We start from the raw sequence: 19,270 nt of genomic DNA, 5'->3' as shown, positions 1-19,270 counted from the left end.
CGTCAGTCCGCCGACGGTGACCAGCCCTTCGCCTCGATCCGCGCGGCGTCCGCCGGGCGCGCCTCGTCGAAGAGGACACCGGACGTGGACTCCACGCGCGGCCCGTCGACGTAGACGCCCCGCCCGACGTACAGCCGGTCGGTGGTGTACCGCCAGCGCACGGTGAGCTGTCGTTCGGCCGGGAGGTCGGCGGTGAGCCGGTGCCAGACGCGGCCCGACCAGCCGGTGACCGTGCCCGCCGGATGGTCCTGCGGTCGGTCGCCGAGGCGCGTGGTCGTGAACGGCACGGGGCTCCAGGTCGTGCCGCCGTCCGTCGTGGCCTCCAGGGTCAGCACGTCCGCCCGGGGTTCGGTGTCCCACCACAGCGCGCAGCGCAGGCGCGCACCGCCCGCGGACGTGTCGAGCGCGGGCAGCGCGAGCGTGGCGGCGGTGGAGGTCGCCATCCCGGAGAACCAGGCGGTACGTCCGTGCCGTGGCCGGACCGGAACGGCGCGGGCCAGGGCATTGGCGGTGGCGACCCGTGGAGCGGACCCCGAGCGCCAACTGCGCACCGGGTGCACCGAGTTGCCGAGGACGATCAGGAAGGAGTCGGTCGTCGGGTCGAGGACCAGCGAGGTGCCGGTGAAGCCGGTGTGCCCGGCGGTGCGCGGGGTGGCCATCGCGCCCATGTACCAGTGCTGGTAGAGCTCGAAGCCGAGGCCGTGCTCGTCGCCGGGGAAGGCGGTGTTGAAGTCGGTGAACATCAGCTCCACCGACTCCGGCCGCAGGATGCGTGCCCTGCCGTAGACGCCGCCGTTGAGCAGCGTCCGGCCGAGCACGGCCAGGTCCCAGGCGGTGGAGAACACGCCCGCGTGGCCCGCGATCCCGCCGAGGCTGTAGGCGTTCTCGTCGTGGACCTCGCCCCACACCAGCCCGCGGTCGAGGCCGGACCACGGCTTGCGGGCGTCCTCGGTGGCCGCGACCTTGGGCCGCCACGAGGCGGGCGGGTTGTAGCGGGTGCGGCGCATGCCGAGGGGTGCGGTGATCTCGTCGCGGAGGAGGGCGTCCAGGCCGCGGCCCGTAATCCTCTCCAGTACCAGCTGGAGCGAGATCAGGTTGAGGTCCGAGTACAGATAGGCCGAGCCGGGTGGGTTGAGGGGGGCCTCGTTCCAGATGAGGCGCAGCTTCTCCTCGTGCGTCGGTGCCGTGTAGAGCGGGATCCAGGCGCGGAATCCCGAGGTGTGGGTGAGGAGGTGGCGGACGGTGATGTCCTGTTTGCCCGCGCCGCCGAACTCCGGCAGGTAGGAGGCGACCCGTCCCTCCAGCTCCAGCGCGCCCCGCTCGATCTGCTGCACGGCGAGGATCGAGGTGAACAGCTTCGACACCGAGGCGAGGTCGAAGACGGTGTCCTCGGCCATGGGGATCTGCTCCTCGGCCGGGAACTCGACACCGGTGTCGGTCTTCTCGTCGTACGCCCGATAGCGCACCGCCATGCCGATGGGCTCGTGGAGGGCCACGATGCCACCGCGCCCGGCGAGCAGGACGGCGCCCGCGTACCAGGGGTGGGCGGGGGAGGGGCCGAGGAACGCCTGTGCGTCGGTGACCAGTTGGCGCAGCGACGCCGGGAGGAGGCCGGCGCGTTCGGGTGAGCCGTGGCGCAGGGTGGTGGCGCCACCGGTCGCCGAGGCCGCCGCCGACAGCGGGGCGATGATCAGCGCACCGCCCAACGCGAGGGTTCCGCGCCCCAGTTGACGCCGGGTCAGTCTGCCGCCGTCCGCCGTGTCCGCACTCATCAAGGCCTCCCCGCCCCACGGGCTGAAAGTATCTTTCCGGGATCACTGTGTGCGATGAAACTTTCGTGTCAGTGGTGCCGTGTGTCAACGGGGCGGGCGGGCGTCCAGAAATCTGACGGAGTATCAGAAAAGCTCTTCCGTCGGCCGGAGGGCTGCGGCATCCTGCGCCCATGCAGACGGAGCTGAGCAGGAAACTGGGAATCGAGTACGCCGTCTTCGGCTTCACGCCGTTCCCCGCCGTCGCCGCGGCCATCAGCCGGGCCGGCGGCTTCGGTGTGCTCGGCGCGGTCCGCTACACCGCGCCCGACGACCTCAAACGCGACCTCGACTGGATCGAGGCGCATGTGGAGGGCATGCCCTACGGCCTGGACGTCGTCATGCCCGCGAAGAAGGTCGAGGCCCCGGGAAACCGGACCCTGACCGAGGCCGACATCGAGGCGATGATCCCGGAGGGGCACCGGCAGTTCGTCCAGGACACCCTCGCCAAGCACGGCGTGCCCGAACTCGCCGAGGGCGAGGCCTCCGGCTGGCGCATCACCGGATGGATGGAGCAGGTCGCCCGCAACCAGCTCGACGTCGCCTTCGACTACCCGATCAAGCTGCTCGCCAACGCGCTCGGCTCCCCGCCCGCCGACGTGGTGGCCCGCGCCCACGACCAGGACGTCCTCGTCGCCGCGCTCGCGGGCAGCGCCCGGCACGCCCGCAAGCACCAGGAGGCGGGCATCGACATCGTGGTCGCCCAGGGCTACGAGGCCGGCGGGCACACCGGCGAGATCGCCTCCATGGTGCTGACCCCCGAGGTCGTCGACGCCGTCGACCCCCTGCCCGTCCTGGCCGCCGGGGGCATCGGCAGCGGGCAACAGGTGGCGGCCGCGCTGGCGCTCGGCGCCCAGGGCGTGTGGCTGGGCTCCCTGTGGCTGACCACCACCGAAGCCGAACTCCCCTCGCCGAAACTCATCCGGAAGCTCCTCGACGCCGGCTCCGGCGACACCGTCCGCTCCCGCTCCCTCACCGGAAAACCGGCCCGCCAACTGCGCACCGAGTGGACCGACGCCTGGGACGACCCGGACGGACCCGGCACCCTCCCCATGCCCCTCCAGGGCCTGCTCGTCGCCGAGGCCGTCTCCCGCATCCAGAAGTACGAGGTCGAACCCCTGCTGGGCACGCCCGTCGGCCAGATCGTCGGCCGCATGACGAGCGAACGCAGCGTCCAGGCCGTCTTCGACGACCTCACCCGCGGCTTCGAGCGGGCGGTCGACCGCATCAACCGCATCGCCGGAAGGAGCGCCCAGTGACGAGTACGAACACGAGTACGGGCACGGGCACGGGCACACCTCCCGCGGGTTTCTGGGCCCAGGCCATGGCCGACCCCGGCCGCACGGTGCTGACCGCGCCGGACGGCGAGCAGTGGACCGCCGGCCGTCTGCACGCCGCCACCAACCGCCTCGTCCACGGCCTGCGCGCGGCCGGACTACGACGCGGCGACGCCTTCGCGGTCGTCCTGCCCAACGGCGTCGAGATGCTGACCGCCTACCTCGCCGCCAGCCAGGCCGGCTTCTATCTCGTCCCGGTCAACCACCACTTCGTCGGCCCCGAGATCGCCTGGATCGTCGCCGACTCCGGATCCAAGGTGCTCCTCGCCCACGAGCGCTTCGCCGGCCCCGCCCGCCACGCCGCCGACGAGGCGGGCCTGCCGGCCACCCACCGGTACGCGGTCGGCACGGTCGAGGGCTTCCGGCCGTACGCCGAACTCCTCGACGGACAACCGGAGTCGGCGCCCTCCGACCGCACGCTCGGCTGGGTCATGAACTACACCTCGGGCACCACCGGCCGCCCGCGCGGCATCCGGCGCCCGCTGCCCGGCAAGGCGCCCGAGGAGGCCTACCTCGGCGGATTCCTCGGCATCTTCGGCATCCTGCCGTTCGACGACAACGTCCACCTCGTCTGCTCGCCGCTCTACCACACCGCCGTCCTCCAGTTCGCGGGCGCGTCCCTGCACATCGGCCACCGTCTCGTCCTGATGGACAAGTGGACACCGGAGGAGATGCTCCGGCTGATCGACCGGGAGAAGTGCACCCACACACACATGGTCCCGACCCAGTTCCACCGTCTGCTGGCCCTGCCGGAGGAGGTCAGGGCCCGCTACGACGTCTCCTCCATGCGGCACGCGATCCACGGCGCCGCACCCTGCCCCGAGCACGTGAAGCGGGCGATGCTCGACTGGTGGGGCCCCTGCGTGGAGGAGTACTACGCGGCCAGTGAGGGCGGCGGCGCCTTCGCGACCGCCGAGGACTGGCTGAAGAAGCCCGGCACGGTCGGCAAGGCCTGGCCCATCAGCGAGATCGCGGTCTTCGACGACGACGGCAACCGGCTCCCGCCCGGCGAACTCGGCACCGTCTACCTCAAGATGAACACCGGCGGCTTCTCGTACCACAAGGACGAGACCAAGACCCGGAGGAACCGCATCGGCGACTTCTTCACCGTCGGCGACCTCGGTGTCCTGGACGAGGACGGCTATCTCTTCCTCCGCGACCGCAAGATCGACATGATCATCTCGGGCGGGGTCAACATCTACCCGGCCGAGATCGAGTCGGTCCTGCTCTCCCATCCCGCCGTCGCCGACGCCGCCGTCTTCGGCATCCCGCACGACGACTGGGGCGAGGAGGTCAAGGCGGTCGTCGAACCGGCCCCCGGCCACGAACCCGGCCCCGACCTCGCTGCCGAGATCCTCGGCCACTGCGCCGAGCGCCTCGCCGGCTACAAGCGGCCCCGCAGCGTCGACTTCATCGCCGACATGCCCCGCGACCCCAACGGCAAGCTCTACAAGCGACGGCTGCGGGACCCGTACTGGGAGGGCCGCACCCGACCGGTGTGACGGGCCGCGGAATATGGTCCCGCCCCATGGGGCGGGACCACACACTCACCGCTCGCGCACCCGGACGATCCTCAGCGCGGGCGAGGACAGGATGTCCTTCTCGCAGAACCGCGAGGTCACCCATCTCTCACCCGAGAACAGCCGCGTCTGATCGCTGAAGTGCGGCGAGTTCGGGTTCGAGGACTGGGAGTACGCCAGCAGCGTGCGGGCCACCGGGCACCGGCCGCCGTCCCAGCCCACCGCCTGGAGGTAGCTGGACCCGGTCGTCACCTCCGTGTAGCCGCCGCCCGCCGGATCCCACACGGGCTCGATCTTGTTCCACACGCCCAGCGACTCCGTGCCTCCGGAGACGGGAAGGCGCTGCCCGTTCCGTACGACGAACTGGTGCTCGCCGAGCCGGGAGCCGAGCGGGATGCCCGCCGCCCGCAGTTCGGCGACCGTGTCCGCCAGGGCCGTGGTGAAGGCGGGCGTGTCGGTGTTGAGCGTGTTCGGGGTGCGCACCGGATCGGCCGCCGAGAACGGCACCTTCCACAGCTGGGACGCCGGAATCCTGCGCCACAGCCGGTCGAAGAGCAGCGCGCCCCTGCTGCCGGTGTCCATGGAACGGTCCCAGCCCGCGAGCACCTCGCAGGCCCCGGCGACATCGACGACCGTTCCGTCGCTGCCCGTTGCTCTCCCACCGGGAAGCGCGGCGCATGCCTTCGCCGCGTCCGCCGCCGCCAGGTCACCGGCCGGCGCCCGGTTGGCGAACTGCTGCGCCTGGAGATCCCGTACGGTCAGGCCGCCCTTCCGCGCCATCGCGGCCACGTCCTCGATGGCGCCGCGCGTGCGCAGCGTGCGCTGGGTGCCGACGGTGCCGAAGACCCGCTCGTAGCCGGTCAGCGGCCGGTCCGCGTTGGCCAGCCAGGCGCTGTCGTTGGAGTTCTCCGCGTACGGGGCGTCGACGAGGGTCGGCATCCTCGCCGGGCCGAAGACCCCCGGCTGCACGGCGTCCGGGTCGCTGCCGAGCGTGCAGTCACCCCGAGAGCCGTCGAGGACCGCCACCCCCGAGGCGGGATAGGTGACCTGGCCCAGGGGAGTGGAGCAGCGCCGGGCCAGGTCGTCGGTGATCCGGGGGAGCACCTGCGACTGCGTGAACAGGGTGTGGCCGCCCGAGTCCGCGGCGACCGTGTTCACCCACGGGATGCCCTGGGTGCGCCGCAGCGAGCCGAGGACGTCGGCCGTGGTGCGGGCCCTGGCGAAGCCGAGCGCGGTGTCGGAGGCGCGCAGGTTGGCCGCGTTGGGGTCGTTCAGCGCGTACGCCGTCGTACGCGTCCAGGGCAGCGGCAGCGAGGCGCCGAGCGAGGTGACCACGGGGCCGTAGCGCGTCCACCACTGGGTGCGTGTCACGGGCGGGCCGTCCTGCACGGCGACGGTGACGGAGCGGCGCGTCATCCGCTCCGGTCGGCCGTCGACGAGGTGGACGGTCGGGTCGGACGGGTCCAGCGTGAGCTGGTGGAGGTTGAGGGGGACACCGGTCGCGACGGTATGGCTCCAGGCCACATGTGCGGTGTGCCCTATGGACACGGTGGGAGTGCCGAGCAGCGCGGCGCCGGAGACGTTCAGTTCGCCGGGGATGGTCTGCTGCGCCTGCCAGAAGCGGCGCCCGCCCTGCCAGGGGTAGTGCGGATTGCCCAGCAGCAGACCGCGGCCGTTCGCCGTCGTGGTGCCCCGGAAGGCGACCGCGTTGGACCCCATGCCGGCGGAGTCGGAGGCGAAGAGCTCACGGGCGGCCCGGGCGGTGTCCCGGGCGTCCGGCCGCACCGGGGCGGCCGCGGCGGTGCCCGGTGGCCGCGCCGCCGTGATCCCGTCCACCGCCCGGCCCTGACCGCCGAGCACGGCCAGGGCGAAGCCCCGCGCGGCCACGTCGAGGGCGGTCACCGGGCGCACCCAGGCGGCGCCCCGGCACGCGGGGTCGGTGATGCGGTTCTGCCTCAGCCAGGCGTTGTAGCCCGCCGCGAAGCCCCGCATCACATCCTTCGACTGCCGGCTCGGACCGCGCGGCGCCGGTTCGGCGAGCAGCCTCTCCACGGTGCCGGCCGCCCGCACCCCGCCGAAGTACTGGTCGCTGGAGAGGTTCTTGGCGGCGGAGGACAGCGAGTCGGCCTGCGCGTCCGGCCCGAAGAACCGCGAACGCTCGCCGCGCACGGTCACGAAACCGTCGGCGAGCGTGCACACCTGGTCGGCGGCCTGCGCCCAGCCCGTACCGAAACCGAGGCTCGCGTAGTCCTTCGCGACGATGTGCGGAATGCCGTACTCCGTGTAGCGGATGGTGGCGGACAGCCGACCGTGGGACGGATGGTCCTGACGTGAGCTCTGCGGGCTCTGTGCGCTCTGTGCTGCGGATGCCGGCAGTGCCGTGCCGGCGGTGAACAGGGCGACGGCCGTGACCACGGCGCGTCTCAGGCGGGTGCGCATCGTGCCTCCCAACGTCATTGAGGGAAGGAGCGGTTGAGCGTACCAACCGGTAGGTTGTCCCGTATGACGCCTGGACACGGCAGTACGGTTGACGGGGTGCTGCGACGCACCGCCCGACGCACTCCCGCGCGCGTCGCGGTGGAGTACGGCGACCGATCGTGGACGTACGAGGAACTCGACGCGGCCGTCTCCCGCGCGGCGAGTGTCCTCCTGGACCAGGGCCTCGCACCCGGCGCCCGGGTCGGCGCCTACGGCCACAACTCCGACGCCTATCTGATCGGCTTCCTCGCCTGCGCCCGCGCGGGCCTGGTGCACGTGCCGGTCAACCAGAACCTGACCGGTGACGACCTCGCGTACATCCTCACCCAGTCCGGCAGCACCCTGGTCCTCGCCGACCCGGCCCTCGGCGGCCGGCTCCCGGACGGAATCCGTACGCTGCCCCTGCGCGACGCGGACGACTCGCTGCTCGCCCGGCTGGCCGCCGCGCCCGCCCACGACGGCCCGGAAGCACGCGCCGAGGACCTCGTCCAGCTGCTGTACACCTCCGGTACGACGGCCCTGCCCAAGGGCGCGATGATGACCCACCGCGCCCTGGTGCACGAGTACCTGAGCGCCATCACCGCCCTCGACCTGAGCGCGGGCGACCGCCCGGTGCACTCGCTGCCGCTGTACCACTCGGCGCAGATGCACGTGTTCCTGCTGCCCTACCTCGCGGTCGGAGCGACCAACGTCATCCTCGACGCACCGGACGGCGACCGCCTCTTCGACCTGATCGAGGCCGGCCGCGCGGACAGCCTGTTCGCCCCGCCGACGGTGTGGATCGCCCTGGCCAACCGCCCCGACTTCGCCACCCGTGACCTCGGCGGCCTGCGCAAGGCGTACTACGGCGCGTCGATCATGCCGGTGCCCGTCCTGGAGCGCCTGCGCGCACGTCTGCCGAAACTCGCCTTCTACAACTGCTTCGGTCAGAGCGAGATCGGCCCCCTCGCCACCGTCCTGGCCCCCGACGAGCACAAGGGCCGGATGGACTCCTGCGGCCGGCCCGTCCTGTTCGTGGACGCCCGCGTGGTCGACGAGGACGGCAAGGACGTGCCCGACGGCACACCCGGCGAGATCGTCTACCGCTCCCCGCAGCTGTGCGAGGGCTACTGGGACAAGCCCGAGGAGACCGCCGAGGCCTTCCGCGACGGCTGGTTCCACTCCGGCGACCTCGCCGTGCGCGACGCCCACGGCTACTTCACCATCGTCGACCGGGTCAAGGACGTCATCAACTCCGGTGGTGTCCTGGTCGCTTCACGCCAGGTCGAGGACGTCCTCTACACCCACGAGGCCGTCGCCGAGGTCGCCGTGATCGGCCTCCCCGACGAACGCTGGATCGAGGCCGTCACCGCGGTCGTCGTCCCCCGCGGCGAGGTGAGCGAAGCCGAACTCCTCACCCACGCCCGCGAGCACCTCGCCCACTTCAAGGCACCGAAGCGGGTGGTGTTCGTGGACGAGCTGCCGCGCAACGCGAGCGGGAAGATCCTCAAGCGGGAGCTGAGGGACCGGTTCGCCTGAGGGGGAGCGGGGCTCGTACTGCGCGGGGCACTGATTCGTATGGTGTGACCGGTCAGGGGCGGCCGGGGCAGACTGCGCACATGCAGCTCCCCGCCGAAGCCGTAGCCACCGCTGTGTTGCTGGAGGTCGTAAGGATCTCCGAACTCCCCGCACAGCGGGGCGCCCCGTATCCCGGCAGGGCGGGTGCCCACTGGGTCGGGAGCGAGGCCGCCGACGCCCTGGCCTTGATCGGGAGCCTGCCCGCCGGCGAGCAGCACCGCTGCGGCTTCTCGCCGGGCTGGAGTGTCCGCGCCTACGCGGACACTCTCGACCTGGCGCTGTTCGAGGCGGCGTTCTGCTTCAGCTGCCATGAAGTCCGCATGCAGGGAACCGCCGTGCCACCCGCACCGGCCACGCAGTTCTTCGACGCGGGCGCCCCACAGGCGCACGCCCTCCTGGCCCTCTTCCGCGAGGCCGCCCCGTAGGTGGCCCGCTAACGCGGGCGCAGGTCCTCGATCCGCCGGATCTTGCCCACCGACCGCTCCAGCGTCTCCGGATCGACGATCTCGACGGCGACCGACACCCCGATGCCGTCCTTCACCGCCATGGTGATGGCCCGAGCCGCCGTCTCCCGGTCCTCGGGTGTCGCGTCGGGGCGGGCTTCCGCGCGCACGGTGAGGGCGTCGAGGCGGCCCTCGCGGGTGAGGCGGAGCTGGAAGTGCGGCGCGACGCCGGGGGTGCGCAGGACGATCTCCTCGACCTGGGTGGGGAAGAGGTTCACCCCGCGCAGGATCACCATGTCGTCACTGCGGCCGGTCACCTTCTCCATCCGCCGGAAGACCCGCGCCGTCCCCGGCAGCAGCCGCGTCAGGTCCCGTGTCCGGTAGCGGACGACCGGCATGGCCTCCTTGGTGAGCGAGGTGAAGACCAACTCGCCCCGCTCACCGTCCGGCAGCACCTCACCGGTGAACGGGTCGACGACCTCCGGGTAGAAGTGGTCCTCCCAGATGTGCAGCCCGTCCTTGGTCTCCACGCACTCCTGCGCCACGCCCGGGCCGATCACCTCCGACAGCCCGTATATGTCCACGGCGTCGATCGCGAACCGCTCCTCGATCTCACGCCGCATCTCCTCCGTCCACGGCTCGGCCCCGAAGACACCCACCCGCAGGGACGTGCCCCGCGGGTCCACTCCCTGCCGCTCGAACTCGTCGAGGATCGTCAGCATGTACGACGGCGTCACCATGATGACCTCGGGCCCGAGGTCCTGGATCAACTGGACCTGGCGGGCCGTCATCCCGCCCGACGCCGGGATGACCGTACAACCGAGCCGCTCGGCCCCGTAGTGCGCGCCGAGACCTCCGGTGAACAGCCCGTAGCCGTACGCCACATGGACCTTGTCCCCGGGGCGCCCACCCGCCGCACGCAGCGACCGGGCCACCAGGTCGGCCCACAGGGACAGGTCGCCCTCGGTGTAGCCGACCACCGTCGGGCGCCCCGTGGTGCCGCTGGAAGCGTGCAGCCGCCGGATCCGCTCCTGGGGCACGGCGAACATCCCGTACGGGTAGTTCTCCCGGAGGTCCGCCTTGGTGGTGAACGGGAAACGGGCCAGATCGTCCAGTGACCGACAGTCGTCCGGACCGACACCGGCCTTGTCGAAGGACTCCCGATAGAAGGGCACGTTCTCGTACGCGTGCCGCAGCGAGGCCCGCAGCCGCTCCAACTGCAACCCCCGCAACGCCTCCGCGCCCAGGCGTTCCCCCGAGTCCAGCAGGTCCGTCCCATCCGCCATGGGGACACTCTCCCTAGCAACCGCAAACGAAAGGTGGAACAGCACCTTCTCACCGTGTCGCGGTACAGCTTCCCCCGGTGGCGAACCTGAGAGAAGCCGTGAGACAGGGCGCCGTTCTGCCCTCGGCAGAGCACCGGCCGGGCGTGACATCCCTCCCGCTAGCTTGACCGGCATGGACAGCGAACCGCGCACCGTCAAGGCCAACGGCATCACCCTCGCGTATCGCGTCTGGGGGCCCGAGGGCGCGCCCCCGGTGCTTCTGCTGCACTGCAGGGGCGCCGATGGCACGGACTGGGCGGAGATCGCCGCAAAGGTCGCCTCAGGGGAGCGTCCGCGTCGCGTGTACGCCGTCGATCTGCGCGGGCACGGCCGCAGTGACTGGCCGGGCACCGAACCGGGAGCCGGTCCGGAGGTCTACGGGCAGGAGGTGATGCGGGACGACGTCCTCGGCTTCCTGGACGTCCTCGGTGTCGGACGCGTCGACGTGGTGGGGCACTCGCTGGGTGGTGCCGTCGCCTACCTGGTGGCACAGTGCGCGCCCGATCGTGTTCGCCGTCTGGTCCTGGAGGACGTGCCGGCGCCGTTTCCGCTCGACCCGCCCCGGCCGCCCGCCGAACGGCCCGACGGGGAGCTGCCGTTCGACTGGGCCATGGTGCTCGCGACGGACCGGCAGCGGAACGCCCCCGACCCCGTGTGGTGGGACCACATGGGGCGGATCACCATGCCGACGCTGCTGATCGGCGGCGGCCCCACCAGCCCGATCCCGCAGGAGCAACTGGCGGAGCTCGCCGAGGCGATCCCCGACGCGCGGCTGGTGACCGTCGGAGGCGGTCATCTGGTGCACGAGGCCAGGCCGGAGGAGTTCCTGGCCGTCGTGGAGGACTTCCTGGGTGCCTTCCCGGAGGACGGTGTCCCGGACTTCCCGGAGTACGGCGACGTCACTTCGCGTATGCCGTCATGAAGCGGTCGCGGAACTGGTCCATGCCCCAGGTCGGCGCGTTGTCGGCCGGTCGGAGGCCGTCCGTCCAGCCCCAGCCGGAGATCCGGTCCAGGACCTTCTGGTCGCGGGCGACGATCGTGATCGGGACGTCCTTGTTCGGGCTGTTCCGGGTGACGGTGGGCACGGGCTGGTGGTCGCCGAGGAAGACGAGGACCGTGTTGTCGTCGCCGTAGCGCTGGAGCCACTCGATCACGCTGTGCAGGGAGTACTCGACGGCCTTCCGGTACTCGGTGCGCACCCGCTTCGGGTCCTTCCAGACCTCCGTGGGATTCGTGCCCTCCTTCTTGATCCGATGGAAGACCGAGCCGTCGCCGAGGTCGTCCCAGTCGATCATGTGGGCGACGGGGGACCAGGGACTGTGGCTGGAGGCCAGGATGATCTCCGCCATGATCGGGTCCCGGTCCTTCTTGCCGTGCTCCAGACGCTGGAAGGCCTCCATGCTGAACTGGTCGGGCACGGGCGTCCAGCTGAAGTACGGACCGTGGTAGCCGAGGTGCTCGGAGTCGTAGATGTTGTCGAGGCCGAAGTACTTGCCCTCCGGCCAGGTCTTGCGCACCCCCGGGACGATGCCGACCGTGCGCCAGGCGCCGGTCTTCTGGAAGTAGCTGGTGAGGGTCGCACGGTCCCCGGTGGTCAGACTCCGGTAGCGCTGCTGGTTCTTGACCCACAGTCCGGACAGGAACGTGGAGTGGGCGAGCCAGCTGCCCGCGCCCGCCACGGGCGACCGCAGCCAGCCGCTGCGCGACTGGAAACCGGCCGCCTTGAGACTGCTCGTGCCCTCCTTCAGGGCCGCGTCCATCTCCGGCGCCATCTCCGGGTCGTCGAGGGCGACACGGCCGTAGCTCTCGATGAAGGTGAACAGGACGTCCTTGCCGCGCAGCCCGGTCAGCAGCTGGTCGGGCGGAGTGTCGGCGAAGGCGTCGGCACCGGCCTCCTTCTCGAAGACCTTGGCGTCGCCCAGGCCGTTGTAGACGTTCTGCACACGGTTGGCGAGGAACTCGGAGTTGCCCTTGGTGGCGATCGTGACCCCGCCGACCTGCGCGCCCAGCGTGAAGCAGGTGATCCACGCGGTGCCGAGGACCAGGGTGGTGCGGACGGCGGCCGGACGATGCCGGGCCATGACGTTCGTCAGCCGCACCACCGCGAGCGTGCTCAGCGCGAGGACGGCCGCGAACAGGACGATCACACCGACCACCGCGAGCACCTGGCCCGTGCGGCCGAAGGACTCCCGGAGGAAGTCCGTCGCGTCGTTCAGCAGGATCCAGTCGAAGACGAGGTCGAAGGGGCGTGCCAGGAACTGGTAGAAGCCCATGTCGAGGAACTTGAGCGTGGCGAACAGCCCGAGGAACACCCCCGCCGCGACCGCCGCGACCCTGCGCGGCCTCGGCGGCAGGGCGAGCAGCACGACCGCGAGCAGGATCGCCTCGACCGGGAGCCGGAGGAACGCCTCGACGTTGACCCGTTCGAGGCGGTTCGGCACGAGGAGCACACCGAGGACCACCGCGCCGGCCAGCACACTCGACCCCACGGCCACGCCACGCGCGGTACGGGGGAAACGCCGCCGCCAGCCGAACCAGCCGGGGGCGGGGGAGTCGGGGGTCTCCTCGGTCGCCTCGACGGCGGCGGCCTCCGGCTCTGCGGTGCCGTGGGCGTGTGCCGTGCCGTCCGGGTCTGCGGGGGTTTCCGGCTCTGCGGTGCCGTCGGCGTGTGCCGTGCCGTCCGGGTCCGCGGCGGCTTCCGGCTCGGTGGCGGCCTCCCGCTCTGCCGTGCCGCCCCGGTCAGAGGCACCCTCCGCCTCGTCCCCCGTCCCCTCCGTCTCGCCGCCCGTGCCCGCGACCTCGTCCTCGCCCGCCACCGTCTCCGCCGCCGCGTCGCCCTCTCTCGTCCCGTCCGCCGCAGAGGTCTCGTCGGAGTGGTCGCCGTCCGGGACCGCCCCGCTCTCGGCGTCGGGCAGTTGGCGAGAGCGAGTGAAGAGCGACACCCGGTGGTCCTTCCGTGCGGTCGTGCGATGGCATGGCAAACGGGGCCCGAAGGCCCAGCCTGCCACCACCAGTACGTCCGCACGTCAGCTTCGGTTCAACCGGACGGCCCCGGAATTCACCCGTCCGCGGCGGCCGCCACCTGCCGCGCCCACCGGTAGTCCGCCTTGCCGCTCGGCGACCGCCTGAGCTCGTCCGCGATCACCAGCTGGCGAGGGATCTTGTACCCGGCCAGACGGGTCCGGCAGTGGGTCTGGATGTCCTCCAGCGAGGGCCGCGCCGCGCCGCCGCGCACCTGCACCACGGCCGCCACGTGGTGGCCCCACTTCGCGTCCGGCACGCCGGCGACCAGCGCGTCGTAGACGTCCGGATGGGACTTGAGGGCCTGCTCGACCTCCTCCGGGTACACCTTCTCGCCGCCCGTGTTGATGCACTGCGAGCCCCGGCCGAGGACGGTGACCACGCCGTCCTCGTCGACGGTCGCCATGTCGCCGAGCAGCACCCACCGCTCGCCGTCCTTCTCGAAGAAGGTCTCGGCGGTCTTGTGCGGGTCGTTGTAGTAGCCGAGCGGGACATGGCCGCACTGCGCGATCCGGCCCACCTCGCCGACGGCGACCGGTTCGTAGGTGGCCGGATCGACCACCTGGGTACGGGAGTTGACCCGGATGCGGAAGCCGCGCTCGGGCCCGGAGTCCTCCGTCGCCGTGCCGTTGAAGCCGGACTCGGAGGAGCCGAAGTTGTTGAGCAGCATGACGTTGGGGACGAGGGCCTGGAACTGCCGGCGCACCGTGTCCGACATGATCGCCCCCGACGAGGACACGCTGAACATCGACGACATGTCGGTGCCCTTCATCGGCCCTTCGAGCGCGTCGATCAGCGGCCGCAGCATCGCGTCGCCGACCAGGGACATGCTGGTGACCTTCTCCTTCTCGACGGTCCGCAGCACCTCCTCGGGCACGAACCGGCGGTGCAGCACGACCCGTTGGCCGAAGTTGAACCCGATGAACGCCGTGAGCGTGGACGTGCCGTGCATCAGCGGGGGAGCGGGCAGGAAGGTGATCCCGTCACCGCCGGCCGCGACCCGCTCGGCCAGCTCCTCGGGCGACTTCACCGGCTCCCCGGTCGGCGCGCCCCCGCCGAGCCCCGAGAAGAACAGGTCCTCCTGGCGCCACATGACCCCCTTGGGCATGCCCGTGGTGCCACCGGTGTAGATGATGAACTGGTCGTCGCCCGACCGCGCCGGGAAGGCGCGCTCCGGGGACCCGGCCGCCTCCGCCTCCGTGAACGCCACCGCGTCCACCTCGGCCGCCCCGGGCGCCGGGGTGCCGACCCGCACCAGATGCCTGAGCGCCTCGGCCCGGGGCAGGGCGGCGGTCACCCGGTCCGTGAACTCCGCGTCGAACACCAGGCCCACCAGATCGGCGTCCCGGTAGAGGTAGACCAACTCGTCCTCTACGTATCGGTAGTTGACGTTCACCGGCACGATCCGCGCCTTCAGGCAGCCCAGCACTGTCTGGAGGTACTCGACGCCGTTGTAGAGATGCAGCCCGACATGCTCGCCGGGACGTACCCCGCTGTCCAGCAGATGGTGACCGACACGGTTGGCCGCCGCGTCCAGCTCCGCGTACGACAGCCGGCGTTCCGCTCCCGTACCGGGGATGTCGATGTACACGAGTGCCTCGCGGTCCGGGACCACGTCGACGACCGACTCGAACAGGTCGGCAAGGTTGTACTCCACCGCTCCTCCTGACCTCGAACGGGCCTGGCTTTCCGGTCGGTTCGCCGGTCATCAGAGCAAAGGGCGCCGTAACTGTGAAGGGTCCGCGCGGAAGAAATCTGACTGGGTGTCAGAAAACTCTTGAAGTGCCCCGGCCCCTCCTGCAACCTGTTCTCGTTCTGTCAGAGGGGAGATGGCCCATGGCTGGGACGGAACACCTCACCGTGGAGCGTCGGGGCGCCACCCTGGTGCTCACGCTCAACAGGCCCGACGCCAGGAACGCGCTCTCGTTGTCCATGCTGGTCGGCCTGTACGACGGCTGGCTCGCGGCCGACGCCGACGACGAGATCCGCTCGATCGTGCTCACCGGCGCGGGCGGCGCGTTCTGCGCGGGCATGGATCTCAAGGCCCTCGCCGGGAAGGGCATGGAGGGCGAGCACCACCGGGACCGTCTCAAGGCCGACCCGGACCTGCACTGGAAGGCGATGCTGCGCCACCACCGCCCCCGCAAGCCGGTCGTCGCCGCCGTCGAGGGGTACTGCGTGGCCGGCGGCACCGAGATCCTCCAGGGCACCGACATCCGCGTAGCCGGCGAGTCCGCGACCTTCGGCCTGTTCGAGGTCAGGCGGGGCCTGTTCCCGATCGGCGGCTCCACGGTCCGGCTGCAACGCCAGATCCCGCGCACCCACGCCCTGGAGATGCTGCTCACCGGCCGCCCGTACAGCGCTCGCGAGGCCGCCGACATCGGCCTGATCGGCCACGTCGTCCCCGACGGCACGGCACTGGACAAGGCCCTGCGGATCGCCGAACAGATCAACGCCTGCGGTCCGCTGGCCGTCGAGGCCGTGAAGGCCTCCGTGTACGAGACCGCCGAGATGACCGAGGCCGACGGACTCGCCTCCGAACTGAAGCGGGGCTGGCCCATCTTCGACACCGCCGACGCCAAGGAGGGCGCCCGCGCCTTCGCGGAGAAACGACCGCCCGACTACAAGCGCGCCTAGCGAGGAGTCACCGTGCCCGAAGTCCTCACCGCACCCCTGGTCGTCGAATTCCCCTTCACCCGCTCCCTCGGCCCGGTCCAGAGCGCCTTCCTCACCGGCCTGCGCGAGCGCGTCGTCCTTGGCGTGCGCACCGCCGACGGCCGCACCCTCGTCCCGCCCGTCGAGTACGACCCCGTCACCGCCGAGGAGATCCGCGACCTCGTGCACGTCGGCTCCACCGGCACCGTCACCACCTGGGCATGGAACCCCGCCCCGCGCCGCGGCCAGCCGCTGGACACCCCCTTCGCCTGGGTCCTGGTCCGCCTCGACGGCGCCGACACCGCCCTGCTGCACGCCCTCGACGCCCCCGGCCCCGACGCCGTCCACTCCGGCATGCGGGTCCGCGTCCGCTGGGCCGCCGAACGCTCCGGCGCCATCACGGACATCGCCTGCTTCGAGCCGTATGCCGCCGACGACGGGGACGACTCCCAGGTCACCGTCCACGCGGGCGAGTTCGAGGACCCGGTCACCGGCATCGTCGCCGCCGCCCGGCTCGACTACACCTACTCGCCCGGCCGCGCCCAGACCGCCTTCATCACCGCCCTCACCGACCGGAAACTTGTCGGCGAGCGCTGCCCGTCCTGCCGCAAGGTGTACGTCCCGCCCAGGGGCGCCTGTCCCACCTGTGGCCTGGCCACATCGGAACAGGTGGAAGTGGGTCCCCGCGGCACGGTCACCACCTTCTGCATCGTCAACATCAAGGCGAAGAACCTCGACATCGAGGTCCCCTACGTCTACGCCCACATCGCCCTCGACGGCGCCGACCTGGCCCTGCACGGACGCATCGGCGGCATCCCCTACGACCAGGTGCGCATGGGCCTGCGCGTCGAGGCGGTCTGGGCAGACGACTCCCGCTATCCCGACCACTACCGGCCGACCGACGAGCCCGACGCGGACTACGACACCTACAAGGAGTTGCTGTGACGCGTGAGATCGCGGTCGTCGCCTTCGCGCAGACCGACCACCGGCGGAGCATGACCGAGCTCTCCGAGGTGGAGATGCTGATGCCGGTCCTGCACCAGGTGCTGGACCGGACCGGCCTGAAGACCGCCGACATCGACTTCACCTGCTCCGGCTCCAGCGACTACCTCGCCGGCCGCGCCTTCTCCTTCACCCTCGCCCTGGACGGCGTGGGCGCCTGGCCGCCGATCTCCGAGTCGCACGTCGAGATGGACGGCGCCTGGGCGCTGTACGAGGCATGGGTCAAGCTGCGCACCGGCGACGCCGACACCGCCCTGGTGTACTCCTACGGCAAGTCGACGCCCGGCCCGCTCCGGGACGTCCTCACCCGCCAGCTCGACCCGTACTACGTGGCACCCCTGTGGCCCGACTCCGTCTCGCTCGCCGCCCTCCAGGCCCAGGCCCTCATCGACGCGGGCGAGACCGACGAGCCCGCACTGGCCGCGGTCGGAGCCCGCAGCCGGGGCGCCGACAGCGAGGGTCAGGGGGACTACGTCGTACGCCCCTTGCGCCGCGGCGACTGCCCGCCCGTCGGAGACGGCGCCGCCGCCGTGATCCTCGCGGCCGGGGAACGGGCCCGGGAGCTGTGCGCGCGCCCCGCCTGGATCCGTGGCATCGACCACCGCATCGAGGCCCACGCGCTCGGCGTCCGCGACCTGACCGACTCGCCCTCCGCCCGCCTCGCCGCCGAGAAGGCCGGCGTCTTCGAACGGCCCGTCGACACCGCCGAGTTGCACGCGCCCTTCAGTTCGCAGGAGGTCGTCCTGCGCAAGGCGCTCGGCCTGGACGACAGCGTGCGCGTCAACCCCTCCGGCGGAGCCCTCGCGGCCAACCCGGTCATGGCCGCCGGCCTCGTCCGCCTCGGTGAGGCCGCCGCCCGCATCCACCGCGGCGAGTCCGACCGGGCGCTCGCCCACGCCACGTCCGGCCCCTGTCTGCAACAGAACCTGGTCGCCGTACTCGAAGGGGATCCCCGATGAGCAAGGAGCCCGTGGCCGTCGTAGGCGTCGGCCAGACCAAGCACGTGGCGGCGCGCCGGGACGTGTCGATCGCCGGGCTCGTCCGGGAGGCCGCCCGACGGGCCCTGGACGACGCCGAGTTGGACTGGGCGGACATCGACGCCGTGGTCATCGGCAAGGCGCCCGACTTCTTCGAGGGCGTGATGATGCCCGAGCTCTACCTCGCCGACGCCCTGGGCGCGGTGGGCAAGCCGATGCTGCGCGTGCACACCGCGGGCTCCGTCGGCGGCTCCACCGCACTGGTCGCCGCGAGCCTGGTCGCCGCCCGCGTCCACGGCACGGTGCTGACGTTGGCCTTCGAAAAACAGTCCGAGTCCAACGCCATGTGGGGGCTGTCCCTGCCCATCCCCTTCCAGCAGCCCCTGCTGGCCGGGGCGGGCGGCTTCTTCGCCCCGCACGTGCGCGCGTACATGCGGCGCAGCGGCGCCCCCGACACGGTCGGCTCCCTCGTCGCCTACAAGAACCGGCGCAACGCCCTCAAGAACCCCTACGCCCACCTGCACGAACACGACATCACGCTGGAGAAGGTCCAGGCCTCGCCCATGCTCTGGGACCCGATCCGCTACTCCGAGACCTGCCCCTCCTCCGACGGCGCCTGCGCGATGGTCCTCACCGACCGCGCCGGAGCCGCCCGCGCGCCCCGCCCGCCCGCCTGGATGCACGGCGGCGCCATGCGCAGCGAGCCCACCCTGTTCGCCGGCAAGGACTGCGTGTCACCGCAGGCGGGCAAGGACTGCGCGGCCGACGTCTACCGCCAGGCCGGGATCACCGACCCGCGCCGGGAGATCGACGCCGTCGAGATGTACGTGCCGTTCTCCTGGTACGAGCCCATGTGGCTGGAGAACCTGGGCTTCGCCGACGAGGGCGAGGGCTGGAAGCTCACCGAGGCCGGGGTCACCGAGCTGGACGGAGACCTGCCCGTCGACATGTCCGGAGGCGTCCTGTCGAGCAATCCCATCGGCGCCTCGGGCATGATCCGCTTCGCGGAGGCGGCGCTCCAGGTACGCGGACAGGCCGGAGAGCACCAGGTGGACGGGGCCCGGCGGGTGCTCGGGCACGCCTACGGCGGCGGATCCCAGTTCTTCTCCATGTGGCTCGTGGGGTCCGAGCCCCCCGGCTGAGGAAA

General features: G+C 71.6%; 14 protein-coding genes. 9 read left to right on the top strand and 5 right to left on the bottom strand.

The features are described from left to right. Positions 1-2 precede the first annotated feature (2 nt). The gene (locus K4B79_RS41580) at positions 3-1,772 is read right to left on the bottom strand and encodes a serine hydrolase domain-containing protein (RefSeq protein WP_232032640.1); all 1,770 of its coding nucleotides are present in this window, start codon (positions 1,770-1,772) and stop codon (positions 3-5) included. Between the two features lie 170 nt (positions 1,773-1,942). On the opposite strand from K4B79_RS41580, the gene K4B79_RS41575 reads away from it, so the two are divergent. Then, positions 1,943-3,067: an NAD(P)H-dependent flavin oxidoreductase gene (locus K4B79_RS41575; RefSeq protein ID WP_232032639.1), complete on the top strand. Its 1,125-nt coding sequence runs from the start codon at positions 1,943-1,945 to the stop codon at positions 3,065-3,067. Then, positions 3,064-4,647: an acyl-CoA synthetase gene (locus tag K4B79_RS41570; protein ID WP_308280612.1), complete on the top strand. Its 1,584-nt coding sequence runs from the start codon at positions 3,064-3,066 to the stop codon at positions 4,645-4,647. The genes K4B79_RS41575 and K4B79_RS41570 overlap by 4 nt, the downstream gene beginning before the upstream one ends. A gap of 45 nt (positions 4,648-4,692) precedes the next feature. On the opposite strand, the gene K4B79_RS41565 is transcribed toward K4B79_RS41570, so the two are convergent. Beyond that, positions 4,693-7,104, bottom strand: a complete 2,412-nt coding sequence (locus tag K4B79_RS41565; protein WP_232032638.1) for a penicillin acylase family protein — start codon at positions 7,102-7,104, stop codon at positions 4,693-4,695. A 63-nt stretch (positions 7,105-7,167) separates the two neighbouring features. Here K4B79_RS41565 and K4B79_RS41560 point away from each other — a divergent pair, with 63 nt between their 5' ends. Continuing rightward, entirely contained in the window at positions 7,168-8,661 is a 1,494-nt protein-coding gene (locus K4B79_RS41560) for an acyl-CoA synthetase (protein WP_232032637.1), read from the top strand. An 80-nt stretch (positions 8,662-8,741) separates the two neighbouring features. Continuing rightward, positions 8,742-9,125 carry a hypothetical protein gene (locus K4B79_RS41555; protein WP_232032636.1) on the top strand — a complete coding sequence of 128 codons (384 nt, stop codon included), beginning with the start codon at positions 8,742-8,744 and terminating at the stop codon, positions 9,123-9,125. Between the two features lie 8 nt (positions 9,126-9,133). Here K4B79_RS41555 and paaK read toward each other — a convergent pair whose 3' ends face one another. Further along, on the bottom strand, positions 9,134-10,429 hold the full coding sequence (gene paaK, locus K4B79_RS41550; protein ID WP_232032635.1) for a phenylacetate--CoA ligase PaaK: 1,296 nt from the start codon (positions 10,427-10,429) through the stop codon (positions 9,134-9,136). Positions 10,430-10,601: 172 nt separating this feature from the next. On the opposite strand from paaK, the gene K4B79_RS41545 reads away from it, so the two are divergent. After that, complete coding sequence (locus K4B79_RS41545; protein WP_232032634.1) at positions 10,602-11,390, top strand: alpha/beta fold hydrolase; 789 nt, start codon at positions 10,602-10,604, stop codon at positions 11,388-11,390. Here the strand turns inward: K4B79_RS41545 and K4B79_RS41540 are convergent. Then, positions 11,368-13,410, bottom strand: coding sequence for a sulfatase (locus K4B79_RS41540; protein ID WP_232032633.1), 2,043 nt, complete (start codon positions 13,408-13,410; stop codon positions 11,368-11,370). The two genes, K4B79_RS41545 and K4B79_RS41540, sit on opposite strands and share 23 nt — an antisense overlap. A 116-nt stretch (positions 13,411-13,526) precedes the next feature. Further along, positions 13,527-15,146, bottom strand: coding sequence for an acyl-CoA synthetase (locus tag K4B79_RS41535; protein ID WP_232032632.1), 1,620 nt, complete (start codon positions 15,144-15,146; stop codon positions 13,527-13,529). A gap of 179 nt (positions 15,147-15,325) precedes the next feature. Here K4B79_RS41535 and K4B79_RS41530 point away from each other — a divergent pair, with 179 nt between their 5' ends. From K4B79_RS41530 to K4B79_RS41515, 4 genes are read left to right on the top strand one after another with little or no spacing between them, the layout of a single operon-like run. Beyond that, positions 15,326-16,126, top strand: coding sequence for a crotonase/enoyl-CoA hydratase family protein (locus K4B79_RS41530; protein ID WP_232032631.1), 801 nt, complete (start codon positions 15,326-15,328; stop codon positions 16,124-16,126). A gap of 12 nt (positions 16,127-16,138) precedes the next feature. Continuing rightward, positions 16,139-17,089 carry a Zn-ribbon domain-containing OB-fold protein gene (locus K4B79_RS41525; RefSeq protein WP_232032630.1) on the top strand — a complete coding sequence of 317 codons (951 nt, stop codon included), beginning with the start codon at positions 16,139-16,141 and terminating at the stop codon, positions 17,087-17,089. Continuing rightward, positions 17,086-18,105 carry a thiolase domain-containing protein gene (locus tag K4B79_RS41520; protein WP_232032629.1) on the top strand — a complete coding sequence of 340 codons (1,020 nt, stop codon included), beginning with the start codon at positions 17,086-17,088 and terminating at the stop codon, positions 18,103-18,105. Before K4B79_RS41525 ends, K4B79_RS41520 begins: the two co-directional genes overlap by 4 nt. After that, the gene (locus K4B79_RS41515) at positions 18,102-19,265 is read left to right on the top strand and encodes a thiolase domain-containing protein (protein WP_232032628.1); all 1,164 of its coding nucleotides are present in this window, start codon (positions 18,102-18,104) and stop codon (positions 19,263-19,265) included. Before K4B79_RS41520 ends, K4B79_RS41515 begins: the two co-directional genes overlap by 4 nt. Positions 19,266-19,270: the final 5 nt, after the last annotated feature.

The organism is Streptomyces lincolnensis (assembly GCF_021173675.1).
In the GTDB taxonomy this organism is placed as follows: Bacteria; Actinomycetota; Actinomycetes; order Streptomycetales; family Streptomycetaceae; genus Streptomyces; species Streptomyces lincolnensis_B.
This window is presented reverse-complemented; position numbering and strand designations above follow the sequence as displayed.